The organism is Streptomyces sp. NPDC055013 (assembly GCF_053608645.1).
The window spans coordinates 67,929-82,533 of sequence record NZ_JBSGVW010000001.1; the positions used below are offsets into that span (position 1 = coordinate 67,929).

Annotated in this window: 8 protein-coding genes; 7 read left to right on the forward strand and 1 reads right to left on the reverse strand. The window is 72.9% G+C overall.

What is annotated here, in order from left to right:
* Positions 1-16 precede the first annotated feature (16 nt).
* Positions 17-3,331 (forward strand): right-handed parallel beta-helix repeat-containing protein, encoded by a 3,315-nt coding sequence (locus ACWGDB_RS00380; RefSeq protein WP_453820327.1) that lies wholly within the window; start codon positions 17-19, stop codon positions 3,329-3,331.
* A complete protein-coding gene (locus ACWGDB_RS00385) occupies positions 3,328-4,605 on the forward strand; it encodes a S8 family serine peptidase (protein WP_453820328.1) in 1,278 nt (425 codons plus the stop codon). The genes ACWGDB_RS00380 and ACWGDB_RS00385 overlap by 4 nt, the downstream gene beginning before the upstream one ends.
* 500 nt (positions 4,606-5,105) lie before the next feature.
* Here ACWGDB_RS00385 and eccCa read toward each other — a convergent pair whose 3' ends face one another.
* The gene (gene eccCa, locus ACWGDB_RS00390) at positions 5,106-9,134 is read right to left on the reverse strand and encodes a type VII secretion protein EccCa (protein ID WP_453820329.1); all 4,029 of its coding nucleotides are present in this window, start codon (positions 9,132-9,134) and stop codon (positions 5,106-5,108) included.
* 455 nt (positions 9,135-9,589) lie between these two features.
* Here eccCa and eccD point away from each other — a divergent pair, with 455 nt between their 5' ends.
* From eccD to ACWGDB_RS00415, 5 genes are all read left to right on the forward strand, one after another.
* Positions 9,590-10,996, forward strand: coding sequence for a type VII secretion integral membrane protein EccD (gene eccD / locus ACWGDB_RS00395; protein ID WP_453820330.1), 1,407 nt, complete (start codon positions 9,590-9,592; stop codon positions 10,994-10,996).
* Between the two features lie 43 nt (positions 10,997-11,039).
* Positions 11,040-12,605, forward strand: a complete 1,566-nt coding sequence (gene eccB / locus ACWGDB_RS00400) for a type VII secretion protein EccB (protein ID WP_453820331.1) — start codon at positions 11,040-11,042, stop codon at positions 12,603-12,605.
* Between the two features lie 476 nt (positions 12,606-13,081).
* Entirely contained in the window at positions 13,082-13,417 is a 336-nt protein-coding gene (locus ACWGDB_RS00405; protein WP_369275084.1) for a hypothetical protein, read from the forward strand.
* Positions 13,418-13,508: 91 nt separating this feature from the next.
* Positions 13,509-13,817, forward strand: a complete 309-nt coding sequence (locus ACWGDB_RS00410) for a WXG100 family type VII secretion target (RefSeq protein WP_328420337.1) — start codon at positions 13,509-13,511, stop codon at positions 13,815-13,817.
* A gap of 300 nt (positions 13,818-14,117) precedes the next feature.
* Complete coding sequence (locus tag ACWGDB_RS00415; protein WP_453820332.1) at positions 14,118-14,588, forward strand: type VII secretion system-associated protein; 471 nt, start codon at positions 14,118-14,120, stop codon at positions 14,586-14,588.
* Positions 14,589-14,605: the final 17 nt, after the last annotated feature.

Consider the following 14,605-nt stretch of genomic DNA (forward strand, 5'->3'; position numbering starts at 1 on the left):
GCAAGGAGGTTGGTGCGTGTCGCGCCAGGTACTGACGGTCGGTCCGGGGGACCGGGACCGCTACCGGACGATCGGTGAGGCACTCGCGGCCGCCCGTACCGGTGCGCTCATCAGCGTCCGGCCCGGGACGTACGCGGAGAACCTGGTGATCAACACCAGGGTCACCCTCACCGCCGCCGACGGGCGGGGCACGGTCGAGATCCGGCCGCGTTCGGGCAGTGTGCTCGCGCTGCGCGCCGACGCCGTGATGGTCTCCGAACTGACCCTGCGCGGCGGCGACGCCGAACTGCCCGCCGTGGACGTGCGGCGCGGGCAGGCCGCGCTCGACGGCTGCGAGGTGGTCGGCGCCGCCTGGACCGCGATGCTGGCCGGGGGCACCGGTTCGCTGGCGCTGCGGGACTGCCGGGTGAGCAACCCGCAGGGCGCGGGCATCGTCGTCACCTCGACCACGCCCACCACCGTGGAGTCCTGCACGCTGGAGCACCTGGGCACCAGCGGCCTCGTCCTCGCCGAGCAGGGCGAGGCCCGCATGCGCGGCTGCACGGTGCGCGACGCCCGCGGCAACGGCCTGCTCGCCAACGGCGATTCCCGCGGCACCGTCGAGGACTGCGACATCTCCTCCACCGACAAGCCCTCCCTCGCCCTGGAGCAGAACTGCTCCCTCACGGTGATCCGCACCGTGGTGCACGACACCAGCACCGGCGTGCACCTGAGCAGCGCGGGCCGTACGACGCTGGAGGACGTCCGCGTCACCGGGGCATCCGGCAACGGGATCGCCCTGGCCGCCGGCACCGACCCGGTGCTGCGTCGCTGCCGCGTCTCGCGCACCCGCGGCCAGGGCGTGCTGGTCACCGACCGGGCCCGCGGCACCTTCGAGGACTGCTGGGTGGACGGCGCGCAGGGCGCCGCGGTGCGCGTCGCCGGGGCCGCGTCCCCGGCGCTGACAGGCCTGACGGTCCGCGACTGCGAACAGACCGGGCTGCTCCTGGAGGAGGACTCGGCGCCCGAGCTGGACCGCCTCGAGGTGATCGGCGGCGCGCCCGCGGTCTCCGTGCGCGGCGGCGCCAATCCGCTGCTGCGCCGGGCCCGGCTGGTGGAGCCCGCCGGCGACGGCATCGTGGCCGGCAAGGATGCCCGGGGCCGCGCCGAGGACTGCGAGATCGTACGGCCGAAGGGCGCGGGTGTGCGCGTCGGCTCCGGCAGCACTCTCTACCTGGCCGGTGGCGGCGTCTCCGACACCGCCACCAGTGGCCTGATCGTGGAGGACGGCGGCAACGTCACCGTCCGCGACTTCCGCGTCGAGATATCCGGCGAGGAGGGCGTGGTGGTCGCGGCGGGCGGCGAGTTGACCGCCAACCGCACCACCGTGCACGCCGCTCAGGGCCATGGCTTCCTGCTCCGCGAGGGCGCGCTCGCCTCGCTCAGCGGTTGCGAGGTCTCCGGCGGTGCCCAGGACGGCTTCCGGGTGGAGTCGACCGCGCCGGTGTCGCTCGTGAACTGCCTCGCCCGGGAGAACGAGGGCGGCGGCCTGGTGCAGACCGTGCCCGGCGAACGGCTCGCCGTGGAGGGCCTGAACAGCACCGGCAACGGCAAGCGGGACGCCTGGGGCACCGGCAGCGCCGAGAACACCGACCCGGCCGGCTCCGGCGCCGCGGACGCGCCTGCGCCGGACCGCGCGGACGGCCCGCTCGGCGCCCTGAACGCGCTGATCGGCCTGGAGAACGTCAAGCAGCAGGTGGGCACGCTGGTCAACCTGACCCAGCTCGCCCAGCGCCGCGAGCAACTCGGCATGTCCGCCCCGCCGATGAGCCGGCACCTGATCTTCGCCGGCCCGCCCGGCACGGGTAAGACCACCGTCGCCCGTCTCTACGGGGCGATCCTCGCCGAACTGGGTTCGCTGCGCAGCGGACACCTCGTGGAGGTCTCCCGCGCCGACCTGGTCGCGCAGGTCGTCGGCGGTACGGCGATCAAGACCACCGAGACCTTCCAACGCGCCCTCGGTGGCGTGCTGTTCGTCGACGAGGCGTACACGCTCACCGCGGACAGCGGCAACGGCGGCGCCGACTTCGGCCGCGAGGCGGTGGACACCCTGCTGAAGCTGATGGAGGACCACCGCGACGACGTGGTGGTGGTCGCGGCCGGCTACTCCCGTGAGATGGAGTCCTTCCTCGGCTCCAACCCGGGTCTGGCGTCGCGTTTCTCACGGACCGTCGAGTTCGAGAACTACTCGGTGCCCGAACTGGTCGCGATCATGGAGAACATGTGCGGCCGGCACCAGTACGAGCTGGGCGAGGGCACCGCGGCGGCACTGGCCGCGCACTTCGAGGCGATGCCGAGAGACGCCGGCTTCGGCAACGGCCGTGCCGCGCGCGGGGTGTTCGAGGAGATGGTGGACCGGCAGGCGGTCCGGCTCGCCTCGCAGGCGCAGGTCGGCGAGCACGACCTGCGGCTGCTGCTGCCGGAGGACGTCTCCACCGCCGCCGCGACGGCCGCCGGGTCCGCCGCTCCGGAGGACGACCCGTTGACCCGTCTCGGCGACATGATCGGCCTGGCCGAGGTGAAGCGTGACGTCGCGGACCTGGTCAACCTCATCACCACCGCCCGCCACCGTGCCGCCGCCGGGCTGCCGGTGCCCTCGCTCAGCCACCATCTGGTCTTCACCGGCCCGCCCGGTACCGGCAAGACCACGGTGGCCCGTCTCTACGGCGAGATCCTGACCCAGCTCGGCATCCTGCAGCGGGGCCAGCTGATCGAGGCGGCCCGCGCCGACCTCGTCGGCCGCTACATCGGCCACACCGCTCAGCTCACCCGCGAGGTCTTCGAACGGGCCCGTGGCGGCGTGCTGTTCATCGACGAGGCGTACACCCTCACCCCGCGCGGCGGTGGCGCCGACTTCGGCCAGGAGGCGGTGGACACGCTGCTGAAACTGATGGAGGACCACCGCGACGAGGTGGTCGTCATCGTCGCCGGCTACACCGACGAGATGGAGCGCTTCCTCGCCTCCAACCCGGGCCTGTCCTCCCGCTTCCCGCGCCGGATCGGCTTCGCCGACTACTCCTGCGAGGAACTGGTCACCATCGTGCGCGGTCAGGCCGCGAGCATGGGCTACGAGTGCGGCCCGGGCACCGGCCCGCTGCTCAGGGAGTACTTCGAGTCGCTGCCCCGGGACCGTTCGTTCGGCAACGCCCGGCTGGCCCGCCAGGTGGTCGAGGCGATGGTCACCCGGCAGGCGGGACGGCTCGGCTCGCTGGCCGCGCCCACCCTGGACGACCTGCGCATCCTCATCCCCGAGGACGTCCCGGCCGTTGCCCCGAAGGCGGCTCCCCGATGACGCCGCGCGCCCGCGGGGCCGCCCGCCTGCTGTCCGGTGCCGGCCTCGCCGCCGCGCTGCTGCTGCCCACGGGCGTCCCGGCTCATACGACACCCCTCTCGCGCCCGTCGACGGCCGACGAGAAGAAGGGGCAGGAACTGCCCGGCATGCCCTCCGCTCTCGATCCCGAGGCCGAGGAGGCGGCGTGCACCGCCGCCTCCCGTGAGACGGCGAAGAAGCAGGACTGGTCGCGTCAGCGCCTCGACCTGGACCGGCTGCGCGGGCACAGCACCGGTGCGGGCGTCACCGTAGCCCTGATCGACACCGGCGTCGCCCCCGACGCCGCCGGTCTCGACGGGCGGGTCACCGCCCGGGGCGCGGCCGCCGAGGACTGCGTCGGGCACGGCACCTTCCTGGCCGGGCTGATCGCCGGCACCGGCGGGGACAGCCCGCGCCTCGCCGGGGTCGCCCCGGGCGCGAAGGTCCTGGCGCTGCGCGGCACCGACACGCGCGGTGCGGCGAGCCCCGAACTGGTCGCGGCGGCGGTACGCGAGGCCACCGAAGCGCGGGCCGAGGTGATCGCGGTCACGGTGGCCCTGCCGCGCCGCGACAAGGCGCTGACCGACGCCATCGCCGCGGCGCGCCGGGCGGGCACGGTCGTGGTCGCCGCGGCGACCCCGGACCCGCCGTCCCGGGGCGGCACGGACGAGATCCCGTCCCGCGTCTACTGGCCGGCCGGTGAACCCGGCGTCCTCTCGGTCGCCGACATGCTCCCCGGCGGCGTCCGCCCCGACAACTCCCTGCCCACCACGGGCATCGACCTGGCCGCCCCCGGCGCCGGGGTGGTCTCCGGGGGCCCGCGTGGCAGCGGCCACTACCTCGGCGCCGGTGCCTCGGTGGCGGCCGCCTACGCCGCCGGTGCCGCCGCGGCGGTCCGCGCCGCCCACCCCGACGACGCGCCCGACGCCGTCATCCACCGCCTGACCGCGACCGCCTACCCGGCCGACATCCCTCAACTGGACGCCTACGCCGCCGTGACCACGATCCTCGGAGACCCGGGCGCGCCGGCCGGGGCCGAGCGGGCCGTGGACCCCGTGACCGTCCGCGACACCGCCACCGCCGACCGCGCCACCGACCGAGCCACCCTCTTCGTCCTCCTCGGCTCCGCCGCCGTACTCGCCATCCTCTGGGCAGCCTTCACCCTCCCCAGGGCCCGCGCCCGGGGGTGGCGTCCGGCGGGACGGCCGGAGCGGGAGGGGACCGAGTCGAGGCTTGGGGAGGCCGAGGTGACGTAGGGGTGGTCGCCCTTCGCCGGGTCGCTTGCGCGAGGTGTGGGCGTGGTCTTGGAGCGATTGGCGCCAACTACCGTGCAGCTCAGGTCAGTTGACCTCGCGGCCTTCTTCGGTCTGGCGTCCGGTGGGTGGCCGCGGGAGCGGGGCCGAGCCGAGACTCGGAGAGGCTGAGGCGCCGTAAGCGGCGGTGTTCCCTGGGCAAGGTCCGGGCGCTGGGTGTGAGCCTCGGTGCGGGGGCATTCGCCGCCCATTCCAGTCGGGTCCACGTCAGGTGACCCCGCATCCGTGCGGTTCGTTCCTCGGCTGTGCCACGCCGGTGACGTCCGTATCAGCCGCGTCCGGGATGGCGTACGGCATGCGGACGGAGTGAGGGAGTGCAGCCGGCCCAGGGACGCCGAGGCGTCGAGGGGCCCGCGTGGGTGTGGGCCCGGCCCGGGGCAACCGCTCCCCATGACGGTGGGGGCCACCTCAGATGGCCCCCACACTACGTGCCTCACATGCCCTCAGCCCTCCTCCTGCCCCCGCCCCTCCTCCACCAACGCCGTCTGCATCAACCGCGACTTGCGGCGGGCGATGTGCAGGGCCCGGCCGGGTGGGAGGTTGAGGGGCTTCGCGTTGCCGAAGAGGCGGCCCTCGGTGGGTGGGCAGGAGAGGAGGACGGCGGGGTTGTTCGCCTCGTCCATGCGGCGGATCAGGGCGTCGCTGAGGCCGCGGCCGGCGCCCATGGCGCTGCGGGCGACGACCAGGTGCAGACCCATCTCGAAACCGAGGGTCAGATGCTCGAAGAGCGGCTCGAAGGGGCTCTGGAAGGAGTTGCCGGAGACCATGTCGTAGTCGTCGACCAGGATGAACAGCCGCGGGCCGGTCCACCAGTCGCACTGGCGCATCCGGGCGGGGGCGATGTCCGCGCCGGGGACGCGGGTCTTGAGCGCGCGGGCCGCGCCGTCGACGGTCTCCTTCAGGTTGTCCAGGGAGATCACGTGCCCGATGCGGTACTCCGCCGGGATGGCATCCACCAGGGTGCGGCGGTAGTCCACCGCGATGATCTTCGCCTCGCTCGGGGTGTACCGGGCGGTGATGCCCTCGGTGATACGGCGCAGCAGGTTGGTCTTGCCGCTCTCCGTGTCGCCGACCACGATCAGGTGCGGGGTGCGGCTGAAGTCGTGCCACACCGGCTCCAGGGCATCCTGGTCGATGCCGAGCGGGAGGCGCAGGCCGCCGCCCTCGGTGGGCTGCGGCGCGGGGAGTTCGGCGAGCGGCAGCCGGTGCGGCAGCATCCGCACCGGCGGTGCGGCCGGACCCGACCAGTGCTTGGCGACCTCACCGACCAGGTGGGCGACGCCCTCGCCGAGGTCCTCGAGGGAGCCGCTGCCGTCCAGTCGGGGCAGGCCGGCCAGGAAGTGCATCTTGCTGTCGGCGGTGATGCCGCGACCGCCGCTGCGCGGCACCGAACGGGCCTTGCGGGTGTCGATCTCGGAGTCCATCGGGTCGCCCATCCGCAACTCCAGCCGGGTCGCGGACTGGTCGCGGACCTGCGCGGACAACTCGACCCAGCGGGTGGTGGTGATGAGCAGGTGGATGCCGTAGTTCAGGCCGCGGGCGGCGAGTTCGTTGAACTTCGGGACCAGTTCGTCGTAGTCCTGACGGACCGTCGACCAGCCGTCGACCACCATGAACACGTCGCCGAACGGCTCGTCGGGGAACTCCCCGGCGGCCCGGCGACGGCGGTAGGACTGCATGGAGTCGAGGGTGTGGTCCACGAAGAACTGCTCGCGGCGGGCGAGCAGCGTCATCACCTCGGCGACGGCCCGGTGCACCCGCTCCGGATTGAGCCGCGCCGCGACCCCGCCGACGTGCGGGAGCGAGGCGAGCTGGGAGAGACCGCCGCCGCCGAAGTCCAGGCAGTAGAACTGGATCTCGGCGGGGGTGTGGGTGAGGGCCAGGGCGGCGATCAGCGTGCGGGCCAGGGTCGACTTGCCGCTCTGGGAGCCGCCCGCGACGGCGACGTGACCGCCGGCCCCGGAGAGGTCCACGACCAGCGGATCGCGGCGCTGGTCGAAGGGCTTGTCCACCAGGCCCACCGGAACCCGCAGTTTGCCGGTCCCGGCCCAGCCGGCGGCGGTGAGGCCGCGCTCGGGGTCGGGGGCGATGCCGGGCAGCAGTGCGTCCAGCGGGGAGGGCTCGTCCAGCGGCGGCAGCCACACCTGATGGGCTGCGGGACCCGCGTCCCGCAGCCGGTCGAGGGCCACGTCCAGCAGGGTCTCCTCGTCGCCGGTCTCCTCGGTCTCCGGTTCCGGCTCGGACGCCGGCTCCAGCGTCCGCGGCACCACCCAGCCGCTGGTCCACGGCACCACCTGGCTGGCCACGCGGGCCTGCACCACCGCGCCGGTGCGGCGCCGGTACGTGCCGGAGGAGTAGGCGGCGCGGAACCGGGTCAGGGCCTCCACGCCGGACTTCAGATAGCCGCTGCCGGGCTGGGCGGGGAGCTCGTAGGCGTCCGGCACGCCGAGCACACCGCGGCTCTCCATGGCGGAGAAGGTGCGCAGGCCGATGCGGTACGACAGGTGGCTCTCCAACTGGTGCATACGGCCCTCGTCCAGGCGCTGCGAGGCCAGCAGCAGATGCACCCCGAGGGAGCGGCCGAGGCGGCCGATCATCACGAACAGGTCCATGAACTCCCGGTGCGCGGAGAGCAGTTCGCTGAACTCGTCGACCACCACGAACAGGCTGGGCAGCGGGGTGAGGTCGGCCCCGGCGGCGCGGGCCCGCTCGTACTCCAGGGCGGAGGTGTAGTTGCCGGCCGAGCGCAGCAGCTCCTGGCGGCGGATGAGTTCGCCGTGCAGGGCGTCCTGCATGCGCTCCACCAGGGCGACCTCGTCGGCGAGGTTGGTGATGACGGCGGAGGTGTGCGGGAGTTCCTCCAGGCCGAGGAAGGTCGCGCCGCCCTTGAAGTCGACCAGGACGAAGTTGAGGGTCTCGGAGGAGTTGGTCAGCGCGAGACCGAGGACGAGGGTGCGCAGCAGTTCGCTCTTGCCGGAGCCGGTGGCACCGATCAGCATGCCGTGCGGGCCCATGCCGCCCTGTGCGGACTCCTTGATGTCGAGGTCCACCGGGCGGCCGTCCACGCCGACGGCGATCGGCACCCGCAGCCGGGCGGAGCCGGTGTGCCGTTCGCAGAGGACCTTCGGTTCGTGCCGGTGCAGATCGGGGATGCCGAGCAGGGTGGTGAGCTCGACGTCGGCATCAAGGGGCTGCGCGATGTCCGTGCCCAGGCTCATCCGGCGGGCGGTGAGCAGCCGGGCCAGCGACTCCGCGCCGAGCGGTCCGAGCCGGTCCGGACGACCGAGCGCGACGGAGCGCTCCTTGCGGCTGCGGTCGGTGCGCACCAGGTTCACCCGGTCCGGTCCGACGGTCAGCCGCAGCGTGTTGCGGCCGGGCCGCCAGCGCAGCGCCCCGGAGACGTCCAGGACCATGGCGTTGCGGTAGCCGTGGCCCTCCCAGCGGTGGCTCTCGGGGACGGTGACGCCGTCCAGGATCACGACCGTGTAGGGCTCGTCGCGGCCGGGGCGGGCGTCCGGGTCGAAGCCGGGACGCTCGGCGAACTCGGCGCCGAGCAGATCATCCAGCTCGGTGAGGTCGGCGGTGATCCGGCGGACCTGGCCGGCGCCGTCCTCCTCGTGCGGGTGCAGCGCGTGCGGCAGCCACTTGACCCACTCCCAGTCGGGCCGGCGCTCGTCACTGACGCAGACGGCGAGCCACAGCTCCTCGGGCGCGTGGAACACGGCGAGCTGGCCGAGCATGGCGCGCACCAGGGCGTGTACCGCGTCGCTGCCCGGATCGGCGCCCTCGGCCCGGCTCTCGCCACTCGCCCCGTACGACGCGGCGCCCGGCTCGGCCGTCTCCTCGCCGGGTGCCTCCTCGGGGCGCAGCATGACCCGCGCCGAGGAGCGCAGGTACAGCCCGAGGGGCTGCTCGGGGATGGTGGAGTAGGCGCGGATGAAGCGGCGCAGGGCGTGCGCGCAGAGCGGTTCGAGGTCCTCCACCGGGCGGGTGGAGACCGGGGTGAGGGTGAGGGCGAGCTGCTGTTCGCCGATCGCGAGCCGGACCTCGCCGAAGTCCTCGTCGGCCGGGCGGCGTTCCCACAGCCGTGAGGTGCGGGCCACCGAACGCAGCGAGGCGGGCTCCGGGTGGCGCCAGGCGAGCGCCCGCTGCTGCTCCGTGATGGTGCCCCGGACCCGCTTGCGCATCTGCGCCAGATAGCGGAGGTAGTCGCGTCGTTCGCCCTTCAGGCGCTGCTTGCGTTCGCTGGAGCGGCGCATCAGCTGCCCCAGCAGCATGGCACCGGCGGAGAGCGCCATGACGCCCATCGCCAGATACATGAAGACGCCGTTGCCACCGCCGGGGCGCAGGAACATCAGCATCATGGACACCGACATCAGTGCCATCGGCAAATAGGTCCATATCGCCGAGGTGTCCGGCACCGTCTCAGCGAGAACCGGCGGCTCCTGGAGGGTCAATTGCCCGTCGGGCATCTCGGGTCCGCGCCTGCGGGCCGGCCGGCGAAACAGCACCACACTCAAGGAACGAAACCTCCGGTTTCACTGGCTTTCCGGCCCGCGCCGAATACCGGCCAACCCGGTAGCGGGAAAGACCGCACCGCACCCATTCTGCGGGTCCCGGGCGGCGCGGTGAACGCCGGATGAATGCTGGGAACTGAAAGCGGGGGACGGTCAACTCCCCCCGCACTCAACTGCATACCGGACAAGGAGTCCGGTCCGCAGCACGATCCGGCGGGCGTAGGCAGTAGTCTGCATTCACGTAACGCGACCTGTCCACGTGGGAGAGGTGGTTTCCGGGCGCACGGACACAATTCCCTTGTCCGACCGCCCGGTTCTGGGCCGCGCGGGCCTTACCCGCTCTGCGCACGGCCCCTCTCCCGAGGAAGTCCTTCTGTCAAAGCCCCCCACGGAAGACGAGAGTTCAGCTGATGACCGACAGCGTGGTGGCCGAACTGTGCCGCCTGACCGTACGTGCGCCGAGCGTCTCCGTCGATCTGGCCGTGCCCGCCGACGTGCCGGTCGCCGATCTGCTGCCGACGCTGCTGCGCTACGTCGGCGAGGAGGCCGAGGAGTCCGGACTCGACCACGCAGGCTGGGTGCTGCAGCGGCTCGGTGACGCCCCGCTCGACGAGGAGACCACCCTCGCGCGCGCCGGCCTCGCCGACGGGGACGTGCTCTATCTGCGCCCGCACACCGAGGCGTTGCCCGAGGCGAGGCTCGACGACCTGGTCGACGGCATAGCCGACACCGCGGGCCGCAGGCTGCACACCTGGCACCCCGAGGCGGCCCGCGGACTGCTGGTGGGCACCACGGTGGCGACCGTGGTGGCCGCCCTGGTGCTGGTGTTCTGGCCAGGCGTGACCCGCTCGGGCTCGGTCAGGGCCGCGTGCGCGGCCGTGGCGGGGGTGCTGCTGCTCGCGGGCGCGGGCACCGCCAGCCGCGCCGTCGGCGAGCGCCTCTCCGCGAACGTGCTCGGCCTGCTGGTCGCGCCCTGCCTGGCACTGGCGGGCTGGGTGCTGCCCGGCGGCGAGCTGACCGGCCCGGACGCGGCGCGGGTCGTGGGCGCGCGGTTGCTCGCTGCGGGTGCCGCGGGCGCGGGCGGCGCGGTCCTCGCGCTGGCGGCCACCGCGGTCGGCGCCCCGGCCCTGCTGGCCACCGCGGTCGTCTCGGTGGCCACCGCGATCACCGGCGCCCTGATCGGGTACTCGGGCCTGGACGCACCGGCCGCGGTGTCGCTGGTGGCGGCGGTGGTCGCGCTGGCGGCGGGGACGGTCGCACCGTTCGCCTTCAAGCTCGCCGGCATGCGGATGCCCGCCCTGCCCTCCTCCGCCAGCCAGCTCCAGGAGGGCATCGAGCCCTACGCGGGCGACGAGGTCGCCGAGCGCACCGAGCTGGCCGGACGCTGGGTCACCGCGCTCTTCGCCGCCACCGGCACCGTCGCAGCGGCCGCCCTCGTCGTCATCGCCCAACGCCCCAATCTGCCCGAGGTGTTGACCGCCGCCACGCTGAGCCTGCTGCTCCTCCTGCACTCCCGCGGCCTGGTGCACATCGGGCAGCGGCTGACCCTGGCCGTACCCGGCGTCTGGGGGCTGCTGCTGCTCGCTCGCGCCTGGGCGGTGGACAGTGACGGCGACGGACGCCTGGTGGTCTTCGCGGTGCTGCTCGGCGCCGGGGCCGCACTGGTGATCGCCGCCTGGACCGTGCCCGGCCGGCGCATGCTGCCGTACTGGGGCCGGGCGGCGGAGATCGCGCACACCGGCTTCGCCGTGGCGCTGCTGCCGCTCAGCCTGTGGGTGGCGGGGCTCTTCGGCTGGCTGCGCGGCCTGTTCGGCTGAGCACAACCGCACTCCGGCAAGAGAACGAAGTCGAGGAGAGGCCGTGCAGTCCAAACGCGACCAGGTACACGCCCACAGTTTCATGATGGGCAGGCTCAGTTCGGGCCTGTTGATGGCCGACCCGGACGCCCCGGAGAGCCCGCTCGGGCGCACCACCCGCGGAGTGGTCTTCGGCGTCCTGGTCACCGTCCTGATCGGCGCCGGCGCCACCGTCTACGGCCTGCTGCGCCCCGGCGGCAACGACGCCTGGCGCGACGGCGACCACCTGGTGGTCAACCGCGACACCGGCGCCCGTTACCTGTGGACCGGCACCGACGGCGTACTGCACCCGGTGCGCAACTACGCCTCGGCGCGGCTGATCGGCGGCTCCGACCTGGAGACCGTGGACGTCGGCACGGCCTCGCTGCGGGACGTCCCGGTGGGCGCCCCGGCCGGAATCCCCGGCGCCCCCGACACCGTGCCCGAGCCCGGCCAACTCGACGCCGGCGCCTGGCACATGTGCGTCACCGGGCCGGACGGGGCGCAGCCCAACACCTCCGGCGTCGTGGCGAACACCGGCGTGGACGAGCCGGGCGCCACGACCGTGGTCGCCGGGGCGCCGCTGGACACCCGCGGCATCGGCGCCGACCGCGCGCTGCTGGTGCGCGGGCCGGACGACACCGAGTACCTGGTGTGGCGGGGCAGCAGACTGCCGCTGGACCGCGCATCCGACGCCCGCAACGCCCTCGGCTACGGCTCCGAGCGGCCGATGCCGGTCTCGGCGGCCTTCCTCGACGCACTGGCACCCGGGCCCGCCCTGAAGCCTCCCGCGGTGCCGGGACGTGGTGCGCAGGGGCCCGTCCTCGGAGGCGAAGCCAGCCGGATCGGCCAGCTGTTCAAGGTCAGCGTGCCCGGCGGTGGCAGTACCTACCACCTGCTGCGCGAGGACGGCCTGGTGCCGCTGACCCGGCTCGGCGCCGCGCTGGTGCTGGGCGACCCGGCCACCCAGAAGGACGCCTACCAGGGGCAGTCGCCCGAAGTGCGCACGGTCGGCGCGGACGCGCTGCGCGAGCACCGGGCCATGGACCCGGGCCCCGCCGCGTCCGCGGAGCTGCCCGACGCGCCGCCCCTCCCGCAGTCCGCGCCGCGCGGCACCGCTCTGTGTGCGCAGGTGGACGGCGACGACGGCGGCGCCCGGATCAGGTCGGTGCTGGTCCCCCTGACCCGGCTCGCCCCGGTCGCGGTGCCGCAGGGCACCGCCGAGCCGCTGCAGCCGGCCTGTGTCCCGGTCGACGCCACGGTGGTACGTCCCGGACGCGGCGCCCTGGTCAGGGCCCTGCACGCCAGCGGCGCCGCGCATGCGGGGACCACCTATCTGGTGGCGGAGAACGGTGTGAAGTACCGCGTCTCCGCGAAGAATTCGCTGGCAGCCCTCGGGTACGAGACCGGGGACATCGGCTCGGTCCCCGCCCCGCTGCTCGCGGCGCTCCCGACCGGCGCGGACCTCGACCCGGCCGCCGCGTCTGGCATCGCGGAGCCCAAGGTCACGGCACCGGCGTGCGGTGCCGCCGGACAGCCGGAGCGCGGCGGGACGAACGCCGGGAAGGACAAGGCGGACACGGCACGCTGATCACGGCAAGAAACGCATACCGTGCCGAAGAAAAGGAAAAGGTCGGGGGCAGCAGAAGTATTCAGCCAAACTCGGCGCCGAGGGTGTGGAGTTCGCGGAGTCATCCCCGGATCGAGCGCGGCGGAGAACCTCAAATAAAGCTCTGAAATTTCGCCGGACCGTACCCCTGAAATCCCTCGGAAGCGCTTTCCTCGCCGGATACGGTCCACACCGATGCCCGTTCACGCGCTTCGCATGCCCGCTTTCTGCCCGCATCGCATCGCCCGGTGGACGGGTTCACAACCACTGTCCCGCTGGTCGGGCGCGCCTGTTCATATCGCCGAAACCTCCGCACAACTCCCTTGCCACGCAAGAATTCTGGGGTGAGCTGACCGATGCTCAAATCTTCCCTGCACGCGTTGCGCGGAACGCTCAGTTCTCTTTAGCCTCAGCGGGCAACGATGCGTCGGGACAAGCCTGAACGAAGGGAGCGCGACATGGCGGACAGTGCCGCGAGGAAAGCGGACTATGCCAAGGGTTTGGGGGGTGTCTCCTCCCTGGAGTCGGCCCGGACCCAGGTCGAGAAGATCCAGAACAACGTCGCCGAGATCGCCGCGCGTTCGGGCGTCGGCGGCGACGAGGGCCAGGCCCTGCTGAAGCTCTTCCGCAGCTGGAACGCCGAGGCGCAGAAGGTCGTCATCCAGATCAGCAAGATGGTCGACGCGCTCCAGGAGAACGTGACCTCCGCCAATCGTCTGGCGCAGGAGAACCAGGACCTGACCGAGGTCCTCAACAGCAAGACCAGCCAGGGCGTCTTCGAAGCGCTGCGCTGACCCGCCCCCGCAGCACCGGCCCCCGTACGGGCGAGACCGGACCCCCTGAGCTTCCCGGGCGCTCACGCCCGGCCGTCCGAGAGGAGACGTCATGGCCGACGGCATCATCGACGTGCAGTATCCCGCGGTCCGCAATGCCATCGAGGAGTTGATGGCCCAGACCCAGCAGATCATCACGACCCTCAACAACCTGGAGGACGAGCTGAAGCCGCTCGTCACCTCCTGGGAGGGCTCGGACCAGGAGACGTACCGCCAGGTCCAGGCGGAGTGGGACCAGGCCACCAAGAACATGGCCATGCTCCTCGGCGACAACGGCGAGCTGATCCAGACCATCCACGACAACCACTCCCGCGACGAGCGCAGGAGCGCCGACAACTGGGGGAACGTGCGGGCCCGTTAGGGCTTCGCCGGAGCTTCCCCTCGCCCGTCCGCAGGGGCGGGCCCGGCGGTCGGCGCGCGCGACCGGAGGACGCCGAACCGCCCGTGTCCCGATCCCACACGGACGGTTCGGCGCCCCGACCCGCCGCCCGAAAGTCCCGGAGACGGACGATGCGGTAGCCGGCCGGCAGGCGGGAGTCTCCGGACCGACCCGGTGTGCCCACCCGGCACGCGGGCCCACCGGCCCGGCCGTCGCCCGTGTGCGGGGCGTCCGCCGGGCTCCCGTATCCCCGTCCGGCACCAAGCGGCAGGAGAGCGTCCCATGGCCGGTGAGAAGGCCGACGTCAAGCATTTCGACCTCAAGCAGATGGAGAACTTCCGGGACAACGAGGTGCAGCCGGTGTACACCGCCGCGAAGAAGCACAAGGAGGACGGCGACGGGTCCCACATCCGCCCGCTCGGCCACCTCATCGACGGCCACACCACACCGGAGAACCTCGCCCAGGACAAGCAACTCCTGCGCATCGGCAGGATGGTCACCGAACCCCTCGTCTCGGGACCGAAGCTGATCGAGGACATCCGCACCGCGGCCGAGGCGATCGACAAGCTGCTCGGTGACCAGATGGACCTCTTCAAGGAGCTGAAGGAGGCGCTCACCGAGACGATCGACGAGGCGAACAAGACCAAGGACAAGAACCTCGACGCGATCGACGCGCAGACGCTGCTCCAGACCTTCGACGAGGTCGACACCCTCACCGCCGGGACCACCGGCGACCCGGGCGACGAGTCCTGACCAACCGACCAGAAAGG

Excerpts from the sequence above, each read along its gene's own strand:
- ACWGDB_RS00415 (WP_453820332.1), top strand. The coding sequence starts at position 14,118 with ATGGCCGGTGAGAAGGCCGACGTCAAGCATTTCGACCTCAAGCAGATG.
- ACWGDB_RS00405 (WP_369275084.1), top strand. The coding sequence starts at position 13,082 with ATGGCGGACAGTGCCGCGAGGAAAGCGGACTATGCCAAGGGTTTGGGG.
- ACWGDB_RS00410 (WP_328420337.1), top strand. The coding sequence starts at position 13,509 with ATGGCCGACGGCATCATCGACGTGCAGTATCCCGCGGTCCGCAATGCC.
- ACWGDB_RS00385 (WP_453820328.1), top strand. The coding sequence starts at position 3,328 with ATGACGCCGCGCGCCCGCGGGGCCGCCCGCCTGCTGTCCGGTGCCGGC.
- eccD (WP_453820330.1), top strand. The coding sequence starts at position 9,590 with ATGACCGACAGCGTGGTGGCCGAACTGTGCCGCCTGACCGTACGTGCG.
- eccCa (WP_453820329.1), bottom strand. The coding sequence starts at position 9,134 with ATGCCCGACGGGCAATTGACCCTCCAGGAGCCGCCGGTTCTCGCTGAG.